A 19,948-nucleotide genomic window follows, 5' to 3' on the forward strand; every position below is an offset into this window, starting at 1 on the left:
TGAAATAGAACCTGAAACCGTATGCGTACAAGCAGTGGGAGCCTACTTTGTTAGGTGACTGCGTACCTTTTGTATAATGGGTCAGCGACTTATATTCAGTGGCGAGCTTAACCGAATAGGGGAGGCGTAGCGAAAGCGAGTCTTAATAGGGCGTTTAGTCGCTGGGTATAGACCCGAAACCGGGCGATCTATCCATGGGCAGGTTGAAGGTTAGGTAACACTGACTGGAGGACCGAACCGACTACCGTTGAAAAGTTAGCGGATGACCTGTGGATCGGAGTGAAAGGCTAATCAAGCTCGGAGATAGCTGGTTCTCCTCGAAAGCTATTTAGGTAGCGCCTCATGTATCACTCCAGGGGGTAGAGCACTGTTTCGGCTAGGGGGTCATCCCGACTTACCAAACCGATGCAAACTCCGAATACCTGGAAGTGCCGAGCATGGGAGACACACGGCGGGTGCTAACGTCCGTCGTGAAAAGGGAAACAACCCAGACCGTCAGCTAAGGTCCCAAAGTCATGGTTAAGTGGGAAACGATGTGGGAAGGCTTAGACAGCTAGGAGGTTGGCTTAGAAGCAGCCATCCTTTAAAGAAAGCGTAATAGCTCACTAGTCGAGTCGGCCTGCGCGGAAGATGTAACGGGGCTCAAACCATGCACCGAAGCTACGGGTATCACTTAGGTGATGCGGTAGAGGAGCGTTCTGTAAGCCTGTGAAGGTGAGTTGAGAAGCTTGCTGGAGGTATCAGAAGTGCGAATGCTGACATGAGTAACGACAATGCGAGTGAAAAACTCGCACGCCGAAAGACCAAGGTTTCCTGCGCAACGTTAATCGACGCAGGGTTAGTCGGTCCCTAAGGCGAGGCTGAAAAGCGTAGTCGATGGAAAACAGGTTAATATTCCTGTACTTCCAGTTATTGCGATGGAGGGACGGAGAAGGCTAGGCCAGCTTGGCGTTGGTTGTCCAAGTTTAAGGTGGTAGGCTGAAATCTTAGGCAAATCCGGGATTTCAAGGCCGAGAGCTGATGACGAGTTGCCTTTAGGCGACGAAGTGGTTGATGCCATGCTTCCAAGAAAAGCTCCTAAGCTTCAGATAACTGGGAACCGTACCCCAAACCGACACAGGTGGTCGGGTAGAGAATACCAAGGCGCTTGAGAGAACTCGGGTGAAGGAACTAGGCAAAATGGCACCGTAACTTCGGGAGAAGGTGCGCCGGCGAGGGTGAAGGACTTGCTCCGTAAGCCCATGCCGGTCGAAGATACCAGGCCGCTGCGACTGTTTATTAAAAACACAGCACTCTGCAAACACGAAAGTGGACGTATAGGGTGTGACGCCTGCCCGGTGCCGGAAGGTTAATTGATGGGGTTAGCGCAAGCGAAGCTCTTGATCGAAGCCCCGGTAAACGGCGGCCGTAACTATAACGGTCCTAAGGTAGCGAAATTCCTTGTCGGGTAAGTTCCGACCTGCACGAATGGCGTAACGATGGCGGCGCTGTCTCCACCCGAGACTCAGTGAAATTGAAATCGCTGTGAAGATGCAGTGTATCCGCGGCTAGACGGAAAGACCCCGTGAACCTTTACTATAGCTTTGCACTGGACTTTGAGCTTGCTTGTGTAGGATAGGTGGGAGGCTTTGAAGTGGGGACGCCAGTTCTCATGGAGCCATCCTTGAAATACCACCCTGGCAACCTTGAGGTTCTAACTCAGGTCCGTGATCCGGATCGAGGACAGTGTATGGTGGGTAGTTTGACTGGGGCGGTCTCCTCCCAAAGAGTAACGGAGGAGTACGAAGGTGCGCTCAGACCGGTCGGAAATCGGTCGCAGAGTATAAAGGCAAAAGCGCGCTTGACTGCGAGACCCACACGTCGAGCAGGTACGAAAGTAGGTCTTAGTGATCCGGTGGTTCTGTATGGAAGGGCCATCGCTCAACGGATAAAAGGTACTCCGGGGATAACAGGCTGATACCGCCCAAGAGTTCATATCGACGGCGGTGTTTGGCACCTCGATGTCGGCTCATCACATCCTGGGGCTGAAGCCGGTCCCAAGGGTATGGCTGTTCGCCATTTAAAGTGGTACGCGAGCTGGGTTTAGAACGTCGTGAGACAGTTCGGTCCCTATCTGCCGTGGACGTTTGAGATTTGAGAGGGGCTGCTCCTAGTACGAGAGGACCGGAGTGGACGAACCTCTGGTGTTCCGGTTGTCACGCCAGTGGCATTGCCGGGTAGCTATGTTCGGAAGAGATAACCGCTGAAAGCATCTAAGCGGGAAACTTGCCTCAAGATGAGATCTCACTGGGATCTTGAATCCCCTAAAGGGCCGTCGAAGACTACGACGTTGATAGGTCGGGTGTGTAAGCGCTGTGAGGCGTTGAGCTAACCGATACTAATTGCCCGTGAGGCTTGACCATATAACACCCAAGCAATTTGCTTCTGCAGATTGCGGTGGTGAAGACGAAAGAACCGAAAGTTCGCAACCACAACGATCACATATCCGAATTGGCTGGAGTGTCATAAGACAGTCTGGCAACAGAATTTCTTGACGACCATAGAGCATTGGAACCACCTGATCCCATCCCGAACTCAGTAGTGAAACGATGCATCGCCGATGGTAGTGTGGGGCTTCCCCATGTGAGAGTAGGTCATCGTCAAGATTCATTTCGCAAAACCCCTATCTGCGTGAGCAGGTAGGGGTTTTGTCTTTTGGGTCCCTGAAATAAACGCCTATACAAATCGCGTCGCTTCCCTGGCTCCGTCAGCCACGCGCCAGCTCTGCCAGGTGTGCGGTCGCCTCTTCACTCTTGAGGACCAACACGTCCCCTTCCAAGGCGTCGAGAACCACTTCCGAAGTATTGCCAATCAAAGCACCGGAAATGCCTGTGCGGGCCACAGTACCCATGACGGTCACCACCGCATCGAGCTGTTTTTCGGTGTAAGGAATAAGAACGTCTGCCGGGCCTTCGGCAATGTGCAAGTGATCATCAGAAATACCGAATTCGGCCTGAAAGGCCGTGCAGGCTTCGCGATATCGCTGCTCGATGGTTTCGGAGAGCTGGTAAGTCGGGTCAGACGCCGAAAGCATGGGAGAAGGGTGGGCGGCGATGACGTGCAGGTCACCCTTGGCCAGGCCGGCAATCGCATAGCCATGGTCGATGATGCTGGCATGTAGACGCCTGTGGTCTTCATCGTTGTTGCCTACGTCCACTGCGGCAAGAATCGCGCCTCCCGTCCAGGGCCGCTCGTTCTTCACCATTAGGACTGCACAGGGGCAATACCGCAGAAGTTTCCAATCGCTAGGGGTCAGCAGTGCCTTGCGCAGTGGATTGTCTGGCCGGTGCTCCTTGATGACCAGTTCGCAACCTTCGGCCTGCTGCACCTCGATGATGGATTCATGCAGGCTTTCATGCCAGGTCTGTTCATGGGTGATGTTGTCATACCCGTCATCGTGTAGCTGACTGCTCAGCAGGCTGAGTAGGGCACTGTGGTCCTGGCGCTTGTCACACATTAGCAAGTGCATGCGTGCGCCTGTCACCCCGGCGATGAGCTTGGCGCGTGTCAAGGCGCGACTGTGGGCGTGTTCGGGGTCTAGGACGACGAGTATGCTGCGGACGGCTTGCATGGGCATTAACTCCCTTGGTAGGTGGCGGCCAATGGCTGACTATAGTCAGCATCCCGCGCAGTGCCGCTTGATATGTATCAGCATAGTCGCTGGCGATCAGCGCCACCGCCGGTATAATCGCCAATCCTGCCGTTGGCCTGTCGTTGTGAGCTTATGTCCCTGATTCCTGAAATCGATGCCTTCCTGGGCTGTCCTACCCCCGACGCTTGGATCGAAGCGGCGCTCGCCGACCAGGAAACCTTGTTGATCGATCACAAAAACTGCGAGTTCAAGGCCGCCAGTACCGCGCTGAGCCTGATCGCCAAGTACAACACCCATCTTGACTTGATCAACATGATGTCGCGCCTGGCCCGTGAGGAGTTGGTGCATCATGAGCAAGTCCTGCGCCTGATGAAGCGTCGTGGTGTTCCGTTGCGACCGGTGTCGGCGGGGCGTTATGCGTCCGGTCTGCGGCGCCTGGTGCGGGCTCACGAACCTGTCAAGCTGGTCGATACGCTGGTGGTCGGTGCTTTCATCGAGGCCCGCAGTTGCGAGCGTTTCGCAGCGTTGGTGCCGCACCTGGACGAAGAACTCGGGACCTTCTATCACGGCCTGCTCAAGAGCGAAGCGCGCCATTACCAAGGTTACCTCAAGTTGGCCCACCAATATGGCGAGGCCACTGACATCGCCCGGGTCGTAGAACAGGTGCGTGAAGCCGAGGCGGAACTGATCAGTTCGCCAGATCAGGAACTGCGCTTCCACAGCGGTATCCCAATGGCCATGGCGGCCTGAGCGGTCCGGTGATCGGGCGAGTCAGCGTCGCTGGCCCAACACAAGGCCGATCACCAGCCCCACACCCGCAGAGATTGCCACCGTCTGCCATGGGTGTCCGCCCATATAGTGCTCAGCAGCTTCTATCGCAGGCTGTGCCTTGCCTCGCAGGGTATCCGCGGCCTGGCGTGCTTGGCGCAGCTTGAGGGCGACCTGTGCCCGTAAGGTATCGGCCTCGTCCCCCACCAGCGCAGCACTGTCTTGGAGCAGACGCTCCGATTCTTCGATCAAGGCCTGCAGTTCGCTGAAAACCTGGTCCTTAATTTGTTCGTTGTCGCTGTGCGCGGCGATTTTCCTGGCCATGAATGTGTCCTCGATCGTAGGGGGTTGAGCAATGGATGCCGCGCCGTGCGGAAAGTTGCCGCGGCGTAACGGTTGCTCGCCGCTACAGTGTAAGATAGCGGCCATTTTCAAGCGGTAGGTAATCCCATGAGTTTCAATCTGGCCAACAGAAGCTTCGAGGAACGGGCACAGATCGAGGCAGAGAAGGCCCGGCTGTTCGAACATTGGCAGAACAACCTCGGCAAGGCTAAGGGCGAGGCTGCGCGGTTGATCGGTGAGAAGCCACGGCGCAAGAGCAAATGGGCGGAATGGGTTCGCGCCGAACTCGATGGCATGTCGCCCCCTGAGTTCGCCAACATGGTGCGCAGCGAAGTCAACAAGATGATGGCCGCGGCCAGCAGCAATCGCTGAGCCACACCGCCTGCGCGATCACCAGGTCGCGCTACCGACAGTGGGCAGGTCGAGCTTGCCCTTGTCGGTGAAGCGCACGGTCCCTAAGGGGCCGCCAGCCATCTTGCCCTGCAGCACGTAGGGCAACCCTTGCAGTGAGCCCAGCCTTCCCAAACCATAGGCTTGGCGCACCATCGCAAAGGCCGTGACGCTCATGGGCACGACGATGACCGCTTCGTCGTAGCGGCCAATGTGCCCCTTCTGATCGCTGACCCCGGCAGCCAGGGGCTGGCCGTTGACCTCAAGCTTGAGCGCAATGCCGTTGAAATCGACCGGCGCCTCGTTGGGATTTTGCACACGGATTTTCACTGCCATGCGCATTTCAAGCTCCGCGGACGGCAGTGGTTCGATCCCGACGACGCTGATGTTCAATGGATCACGCGCCTGGAACAGGGCGCAGGCATTGAGGGTGAAGGCCAACAGGGCAATCAGCCAGAATCGGAGGCGGCGAGTGGTCATGGCAATGGCCTTGGCGTAACGATCAAGCCCGCAGTGTGGCAAAAGGGTGCAGGCGTTGAAAGACCCTCTGTACAGAGTCCTCCGAAAGACTCAGGCGAAGGCCTCCCGCAGGTCTTCGGCAAAGGCTTGCTGCGCCTCACCCGGTGCTTGTGCACGATGCCGGGCGAGGGTAAAGGGCACGCTGAAATCCAGGCCCGGATCCAACGCCCGTAGCAGCCCGCGCGTCTCCCAGGGCGCGGCGCAATGGAGGGGCAGGTAGCCGATGTGGCGCCCCGAAAGGATGAACGTCAAGGCACTGTCGATCTGCTCGGCCAAGGCAGAGCTGCGTCGGCTCTGGAAGGGCTCACCCGCTTTGAGGAAGCGGTAGGGGTGGCGGACCTGGTCAGCTTCGAGCAACTCCTCCGCCGACACCTGCATAACTGCGAACAACGGGTGTCCCTGGCCGCAATACAGCCGTTGGGTTTCGTTGAACAGCGGCTGGTAATCGAACGCAGCCTGGCTACCGGAGAAGTAGCTGATGGCGTAGTCCAGGCGCTGCTCGAGAAGCAGCCGCTCGAGCTCAGCCGGCGGCGCGCTGATCAACTCCAGTTGCACCGACTCCTCGCGTTGGCGAAAGCGTGCGATGGCATTGGCCAGACGAAGCGTGACGCTGGCGTCCTGGTTCTCGGCCATGCCGATGCGTACAGACCCCAGCAGCCGTCCGCCTACACCATTGGCCTGCTGACGGAACTGCTCGATCTGGACCAGCAACTCCCGGGTAGCCTTGAGCAGCAACTCGCCTTTTTCGGTCAGGCGAAATCCACCCTTGCCACGACTGCACAGGCGGTATCCCAGGCGGGTTTCGAGGCGCCCCATCTGCTGACTGATGCTGGGCTGGCTCAGGCCCAGCACGCCTTGGGCGGCACTGAAGCCGCCGGCCTCGACTACAGTGACGAACAGCCTCAGCAGGTGCAGGTCCGGGTCGTGCAGTTGTCCGAGCATTACATCACTCCTGGTGAATGTCAGCTTTGCAAACTTGCGATTTTTTCAATGTAACCCGGCTGGCATGCTGACGGCATCCACTCATTTGCCGAGGTGTTCGCCATGCGTCGATCGCTGTGTCTGCTGTCCCTGGTCCTGGCTTTGCCGCTCCAGGCCGAAGAGAAGGTCGTCAACCTCTACAGCTGGGCCGACTATGTCGCGGAGTCGACGCTCAAGCGATTCGAGCAGCAGACCGGTTACACGGTGCGCTATGACACCTTCGACACGCCCGAAGTACTGGAGACCAAACTGCTCACCGGCGGTAGCGGCTATGACGTGGTGGTGCCTTCATCCACGGTTCTGGCCAGGGCCCTCAAGGCCAATGCGTTGCAGCCCTTGCAGGCCCAGGAAATGCCCGGGTACAGCAACCTCGACCCGGATATGCTGGCCAAGCTGGCCGAGACCGATCCCGGCAATCGCTATGCGGTGCCCTACACCTGGGGCACCCTGGGGTTGGGTGTGAATGTCGAGGCGGTGCGAGAACGTCTGGGGGACGTACCGCTGGACAGCCTTGATCTGCTGTTCAAACCCGAATACGCCAGTCGCCTCAAAGGCTGTGGCATCGCCTTGCCCGACTCGCCTCAGGAAGTGATCGGGGTAACCCTCAATTACCTGGGCAAAGACCCATACAGCCAGAGCAAGGCCGATCTGGATGCCGCTCAGGCTTTGCTACGTCAGTTGCAGCCCTCGGTGAGCTACGTGGCCAACGGCCGGCAGATCAATGATCTGGCCAACGGCAGCGTATGCCTGGCGTTGACCTACAACGGCGATGCGGCGATGGCTGCTGACCAGGCGCGTCGTGCCGGCAAGGCCTTCGAAGTGATCTACCGCATCCCGCGCGAGGGAACGTTGGTCTGGCAGGATAATTTGGTCATCCCCAAGGACGCCCCGCACCCGGAGGCTGCTCGCGCCTTCATCGCCTTCATGCTGCGTCCTGAATCCGTGGCCGAACTGACCAACACGCTGTTCTTTGCCAATGCCAACCGGGCTGCCACGCCACTGGTGGACGATGCCGTGCGCAACGACCCGGACATCTACCCATCCGCCGAGGTCCGCCAGCGTTTGTATGGCGACCGTGGCATGGCGCTGTCCGACTTGCGCCAGCGCAATCGGATGTGGACTGCGTTTCGCAGCCGTCAGTAACGAACAATGACAACCAGGAGCTTGACCGTGGAACACGCCCATAACAATGACCAGGCCATGACCCGCGATAGCCTTTACGGCACTGCCGCGGAAAGCACCTACGCCGGCATTACCAGTTTTTCTCGGCGCCGCTATAGCCGTGACCTGCGCGGCGTCGATGTGGTGGTCAGCGGTGTGCCGTTCGATACCGCCACCAGCAACCGTCCTGGCGCCCGCTTCGGGCCACGGGCCATCCGCGCCGCCTCGGTGCAGCAGGCCTGGGCCAGACATTGGCCGTGGACGTTCGACCCCTTCGATCATCTGGCGGTGATCGACTATGGCGATTGCGCTTTCGACAGTGGTACACCCGAGTCGGTCCCGGCCAGCATCGAGGCCCATGCCAGGCAGATCCTCGACGCTGGGTGCGCCATGTTGACCCTCGGGGGCGATCATTTCATCAGTTACCCGCTGCTCAAGGCCCATGCCGAGCGCCACGGAGCTTTGGCGCTGATCCACTTCGACGCGCACAGCGATACCTGGCCGGACGAGGAGGGCAAGCGTATCGATCATGGCACCATGTTCTGGCACGCAGCCCGTGAGGGGCTGGTAGACCCCTCCTGTTCCGTGCAGATCGGTTTGCGCACCACCAATGACGACACCCAGGGTTTTGCCATCCTCGACGCGCGCCAGGTGCACCGTCAGGGCACCGAGGCTGTGATCGCGGCGATCCGCCAGCGGGTGGGAGATCGACCGGTGTATCTCACGTTCGACATCGACTGCCTCGATCCTGCGTTCGCACCTGGCACGGGTACGCCGGTCTGTGGCGGCCTGAGCACGGTGCAGGCGCTGGAGATTCTGGGCGGGCTGCGCGGCATCAACTTGGTGGGGATGGACATGGTGGAAGTGGCGCCGGCCTATGACCACGCCGACATCACCGCCTTGGCTGGCGCCACGCTGGCCATGGAGATGCTTTGCCTGTATGCCGCTCGGCACAAGGTCGACGCCAAGGTTTGAGCACCTCGATCAAGGCCGCTCGCGCCATTGAGCGATGAGTGGTTCTTGTGTCCGAAAGCCCAGCGGGGCAATCCCCTGGGCTCATACTGAAACATCAGGAAACCTCTCTCCCTGGATTCGCACTTTTGCCGCGAACCTGTCGCGTCTTAGGCTATCCAACGCTTTAGCGCGCGGTTGCGTATAGGAGGTGGAGCATGAATCCCACGATATCCGCTCTGGTTATCGGCCTTTCGCTGAGCCTGCCACTGTCGGCCGCACCGTTTCCCGAACCGTTGCTCATTGCCGCCGACCGCAACAATCCCTACAACAGCCCGATCCAGCGCGCCAACCCCAATAGTCGCCAAGGCAGCATGCAGGCCACACCTCCGGTCCGCGGGCCGTCCACTCAGCCGATCATCCGGCCTCCAACGCTGGACAACCGTGGCATAGGCAATGGCGATAACCTGCGGCGCGAGCAGCAAAGCCCGAACCTGGAACCTACTCGGCCGCCGCGTGATAACCAACGCGCGCCCTGAGCCCCACTGGAAGGAACCGAGCATGAACCGTAGAACCTGGCTGGCCACCTTCGCCCTGATACCCCTGTTGGCCCAAGCGGCCCCTGAACAGCGCTTGCCCAGCGAGGAGGGGCAACTGACGGTCAGCACGATTGCCGAAGGTTTGCGCAACCCCTGGGCCTTGGCCTTTTTGCCAGGCGGCCAGGGCATGCTGGTGACCGAGCGCCCCGGCAACCTGCGGGTGGTCAGTGCCGAGGGCAAGGTCGGTCCGCCACTGAGCGGTGTGCCTGTGGTCTGGGCCCAGGGGCAAGGCGGACTGCTTGATGTGGTGCTGTCCCCCGAGTTCACCAAGGACCGCACGATATACCTCTCCTATGCCGAGCAAGGCGCCGACGGGAAGGCCGGTACCGCGGTCGGTCGTGGGCAGCTGTCCCAGGATCTCGCCCGGTTGGAGCATTTCACGGTGATCTTCCGCCAGCAGCCGAAGCTCTCTGAAGGCATCCACTTCGGCTCACGCCTGGTATTCGACCGTGACGGCTATCTCTTTATCGCGTTGGGTGAGAACAACCAGCGTGCCACTGCTCAGGACTTGGATAAACTCCAAGGGAAGATCGTACGTATCCTCCCGGATGGCGAAATTCCCAAGGACAACCCTTTCGTCGGTCAGGCCAATGTGCGGCCCGAAATTTGGTCCTTTGGCCATCGCAACCAGCAGGGTGCCGCGCTCAACCCTTGGACTGGCAAGCTCTGGACTCACGAGCACGGGCCCCGGGGCGGTGACGAGATCAACATCCCTGAGCCCGGCAAGAACTACGGCTGGCCTATCGCGACCCATGGAATCAACTACTCGCTGTTACCGATCCCCGAAGCCAAGGGCCAGCACGTGGAGGGCACCCAGCCCCCCCATCATGTCTGGGAAAAGTCGCCCGCCATCAGCGGCATGGCGTTCTATGACAGCCCGACCTTCAAGGCCTGGGACCACAACCTGTTCATCGGTGCCCTGGCTACCCAGGAGCTGATTCGCTTGCAGCTCAAGGGTGACAAGATCGTGCATGAGGAGCGCCTGCTGGGTGAGCTCAAGGCGCGCATCCGAGACGTGCGGGTCGGGCCGGATGGTTATCTGTACGTGTTGACCGATGCGAAGGACGGGGCGCTGCTCAAGGTGGGATTGAGCGAAGACTGACGGGCGTTTGCCCCCAGCAAGCCCGAATGCGTAGGATGCGTTCTTTTATCGAGCGTCAGGGCATGTCCTTCGATCCGCAAACCCTTTATCGCCAGGCTATCGACGAGCATGGGTTCGTCCATGACGGCGCCCAGGCTCTGGCAGTGGACGCGCTCCAGGCGTGTTTCGAGGCGCTGCGATTGGGCAAGCCCACTTTGGGCGTGTACCTCTGGGGCCCGGTCGGGCGAGGCAAGACCTGGCTGATGGATCAGTTCCACCGCAGTCTGCAGGTCCCGTCCCGACGCCAGCATTTCCACCACTTCATGGCCTGGGTGCACCAGCGGCTGTTCCAGCTCAATGGCACCCGTGACCCCTTGCAGGCCTTGGCCAAGGCCCTGGCGACCGAGATTCGCGTGTTGTGCTTCGATGAGCTGTTCGTCAGCGACATCGGCGACGCAATCATCCTGGGGCGCCTGTTTCAGACCCTGTTCGACCAGGGGGTGACGATTGTCGCCACCTCAAACCAGCCGCCGGAGCAGCTCTACCGAGACGGTTTCAACCGTGAGCGCTTCTTGCCGGCGATCGCTGCCATCGGGCGGCACATGCGTGTGCTGAACGTGGCGGGCGAGCAGGATCATCGCCTGCATCCAGGCGCCCTTCGACAACGCTATTGGGTCGCTGAACCCGGGCGGCCCACGGCCCTGGGGGCTGTGTTCGGTCAACTGAGCCAGGACGGTCCTGCCACTGACCAGCCGTTGTCGATCGGTTCGCGGCAAATCCGCGTGATTCGTCGCAGCGAGCAGGCGATCTGGTGCCATTTCAGCGAAGTGTGCGAGCAACCCTTGTCGGCGCTGGAGTTCATGGGGCTGTGCGACCGCTTTTCGGCGATTCTGGTCCAAGGCATCCCGGCATTGGGCGGTGCCCAGCGGGCGGGACGCATTGCACGTGGCACCGAAGATGGGGCCCAGCGAGTGGTGGCCGGAGACCGCGACTTGCCGACGCTGGCACCCAAGGATGACAGCGTGCGTCGCTTCATCGCCCTGGTCGACGAATGCTACGACCGTCGGGTCGCCTTGTACCTGGAAGCCGAAGTCCCGCTCGAAGCGCTCTACACTCAAGGGTATCTGGCGTTCCCGTACCAGCGGACCCTGAGCCGGCTACGGGAGATGCAACTGCAACGCTTCGCCTGAAGGAGTCGACCATGGAGCCGCTGTCGCATCATCTGCTGACCCAGGCCTACAACAATGGCTGGGCTAACCACCGCCTGTACAAGGCATGCCTGCAACTGACCCAGGACGAGTTCGTCGCCCCTCGTTGCAGCTTTTTTCCTTCGATCAAGGCCACGCTCAACCACCTCCTGACGGTGGACTGGTTCTACCTGCATGCGCTGGAGTGCGAGCAGCGCGGGGAGGCACCGGACCCGGACGGCGAGCGATTTTTCGAGCCCGAGCAGCCTTTTGCCACCTGTGCAGACCTGCATGCCGAGCAGGCCCAGGTCGACCACCGGCTGATTGCCTATTGCCAGCTTCTGCGCGATGACCAATTGCAACGTTATGTGAGCATCGTGCGTCCGGATCGCCTGCAGCGTGAACAGCGCCTGCGCTTGCTGTCGCACCTGTTCGAGCATCAGATCCATCATCGTGGCCAGGTGCACGCCATGCTCAGTGATACGACGGTGCGTCCGCCTCAGCTGGACGAGTTCTTCTGTGAAGAGGAGGCTTGCCTTCGGGCCGATGACTTCGCCGAGTTGGGATGGACCGAGGCGTTGGTCTGGGGACGCTCGTAAGGGCGGCGGTTCTCCTGCGAGACTGCTCTTGCAAGGCTCAACGTCGGACTACGGTCAGCGTCCGTGCATCCACCCGAGGGTGATCATCGCCAGTACCAGGTAGCGCCCGCCCTTGGCCAAGGTCACCAGCAGCACGAAGCGCCAGAACGGTTCACGCATGATGCCGGCGATCAAGGTCAATGGGTCGCCGATCACCGGCATCCAGCTCAGCAGCAGCGACCATTGCCCCCAGCGCCGGTAACGCTGCTGGGCGCGCTCCAGCTGATGGGCACTGAAGGGGAACCAACGTCGATCGCGCAGGTGCTCGATGGCCCGCCCCAACAGCCAGTTGACGATCGAGCCCAGCACGTTGCCGAGGGTGGCCACCAGCAGTAACGTCGCCCAGGCTTCGGGTTGGCGCAGCAGCAACCCCACCAGCACCGCCTCCGATTGCAGTGGCAGCAAGGTGGCGGCACCGAAGGCGCTGAGAAACAGCGCCCAGAGACTGAGCATCAATAGTTGGCCAGCACTTCGTCCTTGCCTTCCTGGGTCAGGCCGATGACCTGGTAGGCGTCCTTGTGGTCACCCATCTCCATGCCGGGCGAGCCCATGGGCATGCCCGGCACGGCGATGCCCTTGAGGTCATTGCGCTTGGCGAGCAGGCGGATCTGTTCGGCCGGCACATGACCTTCGACGAACTTGCCGTTGATCACTCCGGTATGGCAGGACGCAAGACGTGGGGCTACGCCCAGGCGCTGCTTGACCTCGCTCATGTTCGGCTCGACGTGATCGTTGACCGTGAAGCCATTTTCCCGCAGGTGGCTGATCCATTCCTTGCAGCAGCCGCAATTGGGGTCGCGGTAGACGTCGATGGTCTCGGCGGCCTGGGCCAGGCCGGCAATCGCCAGCAGGCCGAGGGAGAACAGGTGTTTGCGCAGCATGGTGATAGTCCTCTAGATACGCAGGCAGATACTGGCGTCTGGATGGGCCGCTTGCATGTCCGCGATGTGCTGGGACACGCGCGAACAGCGTGGTCTGGAAGGGCGGCCCGTAACCCTGAATTGACCCGCAGCATAGCGTAACCGGCCTTCTGGCGCAGCGCAGTCGGTTGCCACCTGTACCGGCGGCCTGCACGATGTTCGCCTTCGCCAGCTGTCAGCGGCCTGAACGCAGCATTACAGATCTGTCAGGCGCTTGTGCTCCAATTCCAGGTCGCGCATCAGCAACCCGTATTCCAGAGAGACTTGTTCGGGAATGGGCAGGTAAACCACATGGCCATCGCCTGGCGCCACCTGGATGGTCTGTTGATGGCGGTCGCGCAGGTGATTCAAGTCGAAGTGATAGTTGCCCCGCGGGGTCATCAGTTCCAGGTGATCGCCCACGGCAAAACGGTTCTTCACCTTGACCTCGGCCAGACCCTCCACCCGTGCGCCGGTCAGTTCGCCCACGAACTGCTGGCGCTCGGAGACCGAGTTGCCGCGTTGGTAGTTCTGGTACTCATCGTGCACATGGCGTCGCAGGAAGCCTTCGGTGTAGCCCCGTTGGGCGAGGGACTCCAGATTGCCCATCAAGCCGCGATCGAAGGGCCGTCCGGCCACGGCATCGTCGATGGCCTGACGGTAGGACTGGACGGCGCGGGCGCAGTAGAAGTGCGACTTGGTCCGGCCTTCGATCTTCAGCGAATGCACACCCATTCGGGTGAGCCGCTCCACGTGCTGGATGGCGCGCAGGTCCTTTGCATTCATGATGTAGGTGCCATGTTCGTCTTCGAAGGCTGGCATTTCTTCGCCTGGGCGGTTGCTTTCCTGAAGCAGGAACGCCTGCTCGGTCGGCGCGCCGATGCCCAGGGTCGGCTCGACCTGCTGGACGATTTCACCGGTGGCGTTCTCTGTGGCTGGGGTGGCTTGGTATTTCCAGCGGCAGGCATTGGTGCAGGTGCCCTGGTTGGCGTCTCGACGGTTCAGGTAGCCAGACAGCAGGCAGCGACCGGAGTAGGCCATGCACAGGGCACCGTGGACGAACACTTCCAGCTCCATGTCGGGCACGTGCTGGCGGATTTCCTCGATCTCTTCGAGCGACAACTCGCGCGAGAGAATCACCCGGCTAAGGCCGAGCTGCTTCCAGAACTCGACACTGGCCCAATTCACCGTGTTGGCCTGCACCGAGAGGTGGATCGGCATCTGCGGGAAGTGCTGGCGAACCAGCATGATCAAGCCCGGGTCGGACATGATCAGGGCGTCGGGCGCCATCTCGATGACCGGTGCGAGGTCCTTGATGAAGGTCTTGAGCTTGGCATTGTGCGGCGCAATGTTGACCACCACGTAGAAGCGCTTGCCCAAGGCATGCGCCTCGCGGATACCCAGCGCCAGGTTGGCGTGGTCGAACTCGTTGTTGCGCACGCGCAGGCTGTAGCGCGGCTGGCCAGCATAGACCGCATCGGCACCGTAGGCGAAGGCGTAGCGCAGGGTCTTGAGGGTGCCGGCGGGAGCCAGCAGTTCGGGCTTGGCGGGAGGGGTCATGTGCGCACCGGGGCAAAGGCGCGGATGCTAAAGCCAGCACGTCGATGCGACATTGATCTGGATCAACGGCACTTTTGCCCAAGCGGCGGGCACTAAAGGGATGACCCCCGCGAGAAAACTCCATGAACCAGACCGCACTGCAGAACAAGGCCCTGACTGTCCTCCTGGCGTTGGTGACCATCGCCTTCCTGTGGATCTTGCTGCCGTTCTACGGTGCGGTGTTCTGGGCAGTGATCCTTGCCATCCTGTTCTCCCCGTTGCAGCGTGACCTGATGCTGCGCTTGGGAGGACGGCGCAACCTGGCGGCAGCCTTGACGTTGCTGGTGTGCCTGCTGATCGCCATCTTGCCGGTGATCATCATTGGTACCTTGCTGGTGCAGGAGGGCGCTAGCCTGTATCAGCGCATCGAGAAGGGCGAGCTGGATATCGCCGGTCATCTGGAAGGTTTCAAGTCATTGTTGCCGGCCTTCGTCCAGAACGCCTTGGAGCGCCTGGGCATGGGCGATCTGGAAGGGCTGCGGGACAAGATCACCAAGTGGGCCACGCAAGGCAGCCAGTTCCTGGCGGGCCAGGCGTTCAGCTTTGGTCAGGGTACGTTCGATTTTCTGGTGAGCTTCGGCATCATGCTGTACCTGTTGTTTTTCTTCCTGCGAGAAGGCGGCGAGCTGGCGCGCAAGGTACGGCTGGCCGTGCCGCTTCCCGAGCAGCAAAAGCGTCGCCTGCAATTGAAGTTCAGCCGTGTGGTACGTGCCACGGTCAAGGGCAATCTGCTGGTGGCCATTACCCAGGGGGCGCTGGGTGGTCTTATCTTCTGGGTGCTGGGCATTCCCAGTGCGTTGGTCTGGGGCGTGTTGATGGCGTTTCTGTCGTTGTTGCCAGCGGTGGGGGCGGGCATTGTCTGGGCGCCGGTGGCGGTCTATTTCCTGGCCACCGGCGCAATACTGCCGGGTATTGTGTTGATCGCTTTTGGGGTACTGGTGATTGGCCTGGTGGACAACCTGCTGCGCCCGATCCTGGTGGGCAAGGACACCAAGATGCCCGACTACCTGATCCTGATTTCCACCTTGGGCGGCCTGGCGGTGTTCGGCCTCAACGGATTCGTCATCGGTCCGCTGATCGCCGCGCTATTCATGTCCAGCTGGGCGATCTTCACGAGTCGGTTGCAGGTACAGTTGCCGTCATGACCTTTCAGAGAAAGCTGTAGGAAACGCCGGCGTAGACAGCAAAACCTTCGCCCGGCGTGGAGCGTGGGCTGTCCTTGCCCTGATCGTCATACCCAGGCGTCACCGTGGCGGCATAGCGTTTGTTGGTCAGGTTGCGCAGGTCCAGCCAGGTCTGCCAGTCCTGCTTCGGAGCATTCCAGCCCAGGCGGGCGCCGAGCAGGGCGTAGGCATCGGCATGGTAGCTGTTGGCGTAGTCGACCTGGACTTTGGAGGCCATCTGGGTGTTGAGGCCTGCATAGAAGCCGCTTGGCCAGTCGTAGCGCACCTCGGCCTGGTAATAGTGCATCGGGATGCCTGGCAGGCGGTTGTCGCCGAAGGTGTCGTCGTCCCGGTAATGGAAGTCGCTGAAGGTATAGGCCTGGCGCAGGGATACCCTGCCGATGCCGGCCTGTTCCCAGAGCGTGCTGTCCAGGCTAGCCTCGACGCCTTGGTGTACGGTGGGGCTGGCGTTGAACTCCTTGGGCAGGGCGCCTTGCACGATTTCTACGGCCAGCAGTTCGTGACGTACCTGCGAGTAGTACCAGGCCAGGTCCCAACGCCCCAGCTGCGAATCGCCCCGTGCACCCAGCTCCAGCGTGGTGGCGGTCTGGTTTTGCATTTCGATCGGCTGGGTAGGGACTGTCGAGCTCCAGATCAGCGACCAAGGGTGTGCAGGTTCCACGGAGCGGCTGAGGTTGCCATACACCTGCACTTGCGGACTGATGTCGTACCGCAAGCCCAGGCGAGGCGCATAGTCCCAGTCATGCTGGCTGACCTTGCCGCCATCCTGCGGGTAGGTCACATCGCTTTCGCGGCGGGTATAGATCATCGCCAGGCCGCTGGTCAGCCATAGGTCAGGCATGAGTTCCAGGTCGTTGCCGACATGCAGTACGGTGTCCGAGCCCTGGTAGCTGAAGTCCCGGGTGCGTGGGCCGAAGACATCGCCATCGCGGAAGAACTGCGAGGCGCCGCTGTTGGGCAAGTGTTTGGTGGTGCGCCAACCGATGGTGGTGTTGCTCTGATGCCCGAACAGGGTGTCGCGGCGCACATAGTTGAGGGTCCCGCTGACATCGGTATAGGCGACCTTAAGACGCATGGGGCCTTCGCGCAGGTCCATCGGGTAGTCGTGGTAGACCAGTCCCGCTTCCAGGCGAGCGTCATCCTCCAGGTAGAAGGTGGTCTTGTTGGCGACCCAAGTGCTACCCGGCTGCGGACGACTGTCGTCTCGGGCCAAGTAGGCTGGATTGGCTGCACGTGGATCATGCTTGACCTGTTCTTTGGTCAGGCGTCCAGCCAGGTCGTTCTCTGTTTCGCGGTAGCGCAGGTAGAAGCGTGTTTCCAGGTTGGGATTGAAGCGATAGCCGACGTTGGCGGCGAAACCCTTGGCGCTGCCGCTGCTGTGTTCCTGATAGCCATCGTATTCGGCGTCGGTCAAGGCCACGTAGTAATCCAGGTCACCCAATACCTGTCCGGAGCTCACGTGCCGATGGGCGTATCCGCGACTGCCCACTTCATAGCGCACTTGAGCAGGCGCAGCGTCGTAGCCTGTGTGGGTCACATAGTTGATCGCGCCGCCGAGGGCCAATGCCCCCCGGTCGAAGCCATTGGCGCCACGCAGCACTTCGGCACGGCTCAGCCACAGGGGTTCGAACAGCTCGTAGGGCGTGCCCCCTGGGCCCGTCAACGGCAGGCCGTCGAACATCGTGTAGACACCAGAGCCATGGGCACCGGGTGCGCGATTGATGCCTGAGCCGCGGATCGACAGTTTGATGCCATCGTTGCCGGCCGACTGGGCGAAGACACCAGGCTGATAGGCCAGCACGTCCTGGTTGGTGGCGACGCGCCCTTGCTCGACACGTTGCATGTCGATGAGGTTGGTAGCCCCTGGGACCTCCCGTAGGCGCTGCGCGGCAGACTCCAGCTCACTTTGCTGCTGGCCTTCGATCACGACCTGCTCCAGCTCCAAAGGCGCAGCGGCCAGTGTCGAATGGCCGGTAGCAACGACCCATAGGCCGACAGCGCAAGGGAAAGGTGAAACGGGACGCATCGTACAACTCCGGGCAGTAGGGCGGGTAACAGGTGTCAGACGTACGCAAAATCCTTCAGAGCACGTCGCTTTTATGGGGAAAAAGTGCCCCTCTGCATGTAGGACGTTTTGTGTAGGACGCCGATCTACAACCCTGGGCGCTGGAATCAAGCGGCGACGGCTTCGTAAGGTTCAAGCACATCAAACGTAAATGCCTTTGGGCTCTTATGACCGTAGGAGAGTGCCTCATGAACCTGCAACGCCAACTGGTACCTGACGTCGACGCCGATCAGCCCATCCACCTTACCCCCAGAGAACGGGAAGTGCTGCTGTGGTGCGCCTACGGCAAGACCTCCTGGGAAATCGGCCAAATCGTGGGCTGCAAGGAGTCAACGGTCAATTTCCATGTCAGCAATATCTTGCGCAAGTTCGCCGTGAACACCCGGGTAGCGGCGGTGATCAAGGCGATACGTTACGGCATGCTGAACAATCAGTGAGTGGAGGGCGAGCCGTGAGTCGGGATTCATACGTCCCATTTGAGTGCCGGCCCAAGCGCTATCTGGTCTACCACGATCCGTTCTGGCCGCGGATAGAGCTTGGGCGGTTGCGTGAGCGACTGGGGTTGTCATCGCAGGTCAGCGATACGCGATTGGAGCTCGCCGCCAGGAGCTCGATGGAGGTTGCAGCGCGAGAGTTCGCTGATTGGCGCCGTTGCCTGCGCGAGCGTGGCTATCGGCGGCTGATCGATGTCGACGGTCATGAGCAGGGGCGGGCACTTTCGATTTGCTATCTGCGTCTGGTGGAGGCCCGGACCCGCTGGAGCCTGGCCCAACAGGTCAGGGAAACGACGGTGAGCGGTGCCGGTAGCGAAGCGCAGGGGGATCAATGCTTGACAGGGCGATGGGTCAATTCTTCGAGGCGACGTTCCAGCTGAGAGATGCGCAACTTGTCCTCGATGGTCGCGCGGATGGCTTGCAGATCCAGTGCCGACAGGGCCCGCAACTGATCGAGCAGATCCGCCTCCCAAGCAGAGGGATGCCCTTGAGGGAGGGATGCGCTGGATGTTCGGTTTTGTTGCCCGTCCCCTAGAAGCAGCCAGTCGAGGGACACCCCTTGTTTCTGCGCCAACTCCATGCACAACGCGTAAGGAATACTCCCGCGTATCTTCCAACTGCTCAAGGTTTGCGGGCTGATACTCAATGCTTTGGCAAGTTCGGCATCGGTTCTGGCGCCGGTGAGGTCCTTCATTCGATGCAATATCGCAGACAGGGAAAGTGTACTCATTATGAATACCAAAAAAGGACTATGTATGAGATCTGTAGGCAAAAATATGCGATAAGAATATATTGGGAGCACCAAACAAATCGGTAACGGTATGAATGATGATCGCAGCGAAAATGCCTACATTTGCTCAGCTATATACCTACAACAACAATCAATCAAGCTTATGGACAAATCTCAGGCAAAAGATAGTCAGGCAGGACGCTTGGTTCGGCTATCGCAGGACGGAGAAAGTACTCAATACGAGTAAATGTTTCTGTAAGCCCATGAGCCGAACCCATCTGGATGGATGGGTGAAGCTCCACTCAGCGTCGGATGGTAAGTAACATGAATTTATCGAGAAGTCTTAAATCGGTGGGGGCGGACACTGACTGTGATCGTCACGGTGTCTTACACGCGGCGAGGGTACCTAAAAGGAGGTGCCTGTGAGCAGCTACAAATTGGTATGCCCTCATTGCACCGGCAAAATGCGGATTCGCACCAGTGAAGGGCGTCATATCTTCCTCCGTATCGCCTACCTGCAATGCGTCAACGAGGCCTGCGGCTGGTCGGTGCGTGCCCAGTTCGAGATGACCCATGAACTCTCCCCCAGCGGTATGCCAAATCCAGATGTCCACCTGCCGAGCGCCTATGGTGAGTTGCGGCGCGCCGCCCACAACCCGGGCTGTACACGCAAGCCGGCGCGCAATGGCAAAAATACACCAAGCACAGCATGACACCCGCCTTCGCCTA

The 19,948-nt window shown here is 60.2% G+C and carries 20 protein-coding genes, 2 rRNA genes and 1 pseudogene (1 of these 23 running past the window's edge); 14 read left to right on the forward strand and 9 right to left on the reverse strand.

What is annotated here, in order from left to right; all coding sequences use genetic code 11:
• Both J5X93_RS08840 and rrf read left to right on the forward strand, forming a co-directional pair.
• Positions 1-2,402, forward strand: a 23S ribosomal RNA gene (locus J5X93_RS08840); it begins 489 nt to the left of the window's first position.
• 127 nt (positions 2,403-2,529) lie between these two features.
• Positions 2,530-2,645 (forward strand): 5S ribosomal RNA (rrf, locus tag J5X93_RS08845).
• Between the two features lie 101 nt (positions 2,646-2,746).
• Here rrf and J5X93_RS08850 read toward each other — a convergent pair.
• On the reverse strand, positions 2,747-3,610 hold the full coding sequence (locus tag J5X93_RS08850) for a universal stress protein (protein WP_043209095.1): 864 nt from the start codon (positions 3,608-3,610) through the stop codon (positions 2,747-2,749).
• A 153-nt stretch (positions 3,611-3,763) separates the two neighbouring features.
• Between J5X93_RS08850 and J5X93_RS08855 the strand changes: the two genes are divergently transcribed.
• Complete coding sequence (locus tag J5X93_RS08855; RefSeq protein ID WP_090345534.1) at positions 3,764-4,381, forward strand: MiaE family protein; 618 nt, start codon at positions 3,764-3,766, stop codon at positions 4,379-4,381.
• A gap of 21 nt (positions 4,382-4,402) precedes the next feature.
• Here the strand turns inward: J5X93_RS08855 and J5X93_RS08860 are convergent, their stop codons facing one another.
• Entirely contained in the window at positions 4,403-4,723 is a 321-nt protein-coding gene (locus tag J5X93_RS08860; RefSeq protein ID WP_070571826.1) for an ElaB/YgaM/YqjD family protein, read from the reverse strand.
• A gap of 126 nt (positions 4,724-4,849) precedes the next feature.
• Here J5X93_RS08860 and J5X93_RS08865 point away from each other — a divergent pair, with 126 nt between their 5' ends.
• Complete coding sequence (locus J5X93_RS08865) at positions 4,850-5,113, forward strand: hypothetical protein (protein WP_043209099.1); 264 nt, start codon at positions 4,850-4,852, stop codon at positions 5,111-5,113.
• 18 nt (positions 5,114-5,131) lie between these two features.
• Here the strand turns inward: J5X93_RS08865 and J5X93_RS08870 are convergent, their stop codons facing one another.
• Both J5X93_RS08870 and J5X93_RS08875 read right to left on the reverse strand, forming a co-directional pair.
• On the reverse strand, positions 5,132-5,611 hold the full coding sequence (locus J5X93_RS08870) for an LEA/WHy family protein (protein WP_043209101.1): 480 nt from the start codon (positions 5,609-5,611) through the stop codon (positions 5,132-5,134).
• Between the two features lie 90 nt (positions 5,612-5,701).
• Entirely contained in the window at positions 5,702-6,592 is an 891-nt protein-coding gene (locus tag J5X93_RS08875) for a LysR family transcriptional regulator (protein WP_182941348.1), read from the reverse strand.
• Positions 6,593-6,694: 102 nt separating this feature from the next.
• Here J5X93_RS08875 and J5X93_RS08880 point away from each other — a divergent pair, with 102 nt between their 5' ends.
• From J5X93_RS08880 to J5X93_RS08905, 6 genes are all read left to right on the forward strand, one after another.
• On the forward strand, positions 6,695-7,774 hold the full coding sequence (locus J5X93_RS08880; protein ID WP_102081954.1) for an extracellular solute-binding protein: 1,080 nt from the start codon (positions 6,695-6,697) through the stop codon (positions 7,772-7,774).
• A 27-nt stretch (positions 7,775-7,801) separates the two neighbouring features.
• The gene (speB, locus tag J5X93_RS08885; RefSeq protein WP_090345540.1) at positions 7,802-8,767 is read left to right on the forward strand and encodes an agmatinase; all 966 of its coding nucleotides are present in this window, start codon (positions 7,802-7,804) and stop codon (positions 8,765-8,767) included.
• A gap of 194 nt (positions 8,768-8,961) precedes the next feature.
• A complete protein-coding gene (locus J5X93_RS08890) occupies positions 8,962-9,282 on the forward strand; it encodes a hypothetical protein (RefSeq protein ID WP_043209110.1) in 321 nt (106 codons plus the stop codon).
• A gap of 22 nt (positions 9,283-9,304) precedes the next feature.
• Positions 9,305-10,444 (forward strand): PQQ-dependent sugar dehydrogenase, encoded by a 1,140-nt coding sequence (locus J5X93_RS08895; RefSeq protein WP_043209112.1) that lies wholly within the window; start codon positions 9,305-9,307, stop codon positions 10,442-10,444.
• 62 nt (positions 10,445-10,506) lie between these two features.
• Complete coding sequence (gene zapE / locus J5X93_RS08900) at positions 10,507-11,613, forward strand: cell division protein ZapE (protein ID WP_102081955.1); 1,107 nt, start codon at positions 10,507-10,509, stop codon at positions 11,611-11,613.
• Positions 11,614-11,624: 11 nt separating this feature from the next.
• Positions 11,625-12,209, forward strand: coding sequence for a DinB family protein (locus J5X93_RS08905; RefSeq protein WP_182941346.1), 585 nt, complete (start codon positions 11,625-11,627; stop codon positions 12,207-12,209).
• Positions 12,210-12,263: 54 nt separating this feature from the next.
• Here J5X93_RS08905 and J5X93_RS08910 read toward each other — a convergent pair whose 3' ends face one another.
• From J5X93_RS08910 to trhP, 3 genes are all read right to left on the reverse strand, one after another.
• The gene (locus J5X93_RS08910) at positions 12,264-12,701 is read right to left on the reverse strand and encodes a YqaA family protein (protein ID WP_043209121.1); all 438 of its coding nucleotides are present in this window, start codon (positions 12,699-12,701) and stop codon (positions 12,264-12,266) included.
• Complete coding sequence (locus J5X93_RS08915) at positions 12,701-13,129, reverse strand: DUF411 domain-containing protein (RefSeq protein WP_043209122.1); 429 nt, start codon at positions 13,127-13,129, stop codon at positions 12,701-12,703. Before J5X93_RS08915 ends, J5X93_RS08910 begins: the two co-directional genes overlap by 1 nt.
• Before the next feature lie 234 nt (positions 13,130-13,363).
• A complete protein-coding gene (gene trhP / locus J5X93_RS08920; RefSeq protein WP_070571833.1) occupies positions 13,364-14,707 on the reverse strand; it encodes a prephenate-dependent tRNA uridine(34) hydroxylase TrhP in 1,344 nt (447 codons plus the stop codon).
• Positions 14,708-14,829: 122 nt separating this feature from the next.
• Between trhP and J5X93_RS08925 the strand changes: the two genes are divergently transcribed.
• Positions 14,830-15,891, forward strand: a complete 1,062-nt coding sequence (locus J5X93_RS08925; protein ID WP_090345546.1) for an AI-2E family transporter — start codon at positions 14,830-14,832, stop codon at positions 15,889-15,891.
• 4 nt (positions 15,892-15,895) lie between these two features.
• Here J5X93_RS08925 and J5X93_RS08930 read toward each other — a convergent pair whose 3' ends face one another.
• A complete protein-coding gene (locus J5X93_RS08930; protein ID WP_182941344.1) occupies positions 15,896-17,956 on the reverse strand; it encodes a TonB-dependent receptor family protein in 2,061 nt (686 codons plus the stop codon).
• A 227-nt stretch (positions 17,957-18,183) separates the two neighbouring features.
• Here J5X93_RS08930 and J5X93_RS08935 point away from each other — a divergent pair, with 227 nt between their 5' ends.
• A complete protein-coding gene (locus J5X93_RS08935) occupies positions 18,184-18,432 on the forward strand; it encodes a helix-turn-helix domain-containing protein (protein WP_043209129.1) in 249 nt (82 codons plus the stop codon).
• A 62-nt stretch (positions 18,433-18,494) separates the two neighbouring features.
• Positions 18,495-18,809 (forward strand): annotated as a pseudogene (locus J5X93_RS08940) (head completion/stabilization protein); the annotation flags it as partial.
• A gap of 8 nt (positions 18,810-18,817) precedes the next feature.
• On the opposite strand, the gene J5X93_RS08945 reads toward J5X93_RS08940, so the two are convergent.
• Positions 18,818-19,219 (reverse strand): helix-turn-helix domain-containing protein, encoded by a 402-nt coding sequence (locus J5X93_RS08945; RefSeq protein WP_043209131.1) that lies wholly within the window; start codon positions 19,217-19,219, stop codon positions 18,818-18,820.
• Positions 19,220-19,641: 422 nt separating this feature from the next.
• Here J5X93_RS08945 and J5X93_RS08950 point away from each other — a divergent pair, with 422 nt between their 5' ends.
• On the forward strand, positions 19,642-19,932 hold the full coding sequence (locus J5X93_RS08950) for an Ogr/Delta-like zinc finger protein (protein ID WP_043209133.1): 291 nt from the start codon (positions 19,642-19,644) through the stop codon (positions 19,930-19,932).
• The last annotated feature ends 16 nt before the right edge of the window (positions 19,933-19,948 follow it).

The sequence above is a fragment of the Pseudomonas sp. BYT-1 genome (assembly GCF_023611805.1).
GTDB lineage: Bacteria > Pseudomonadota > Gammaproteobacteria > Pseudomonadales > Pseudomonadaceae > Aquipseudomonas > Aquipseudomonas guariconensis.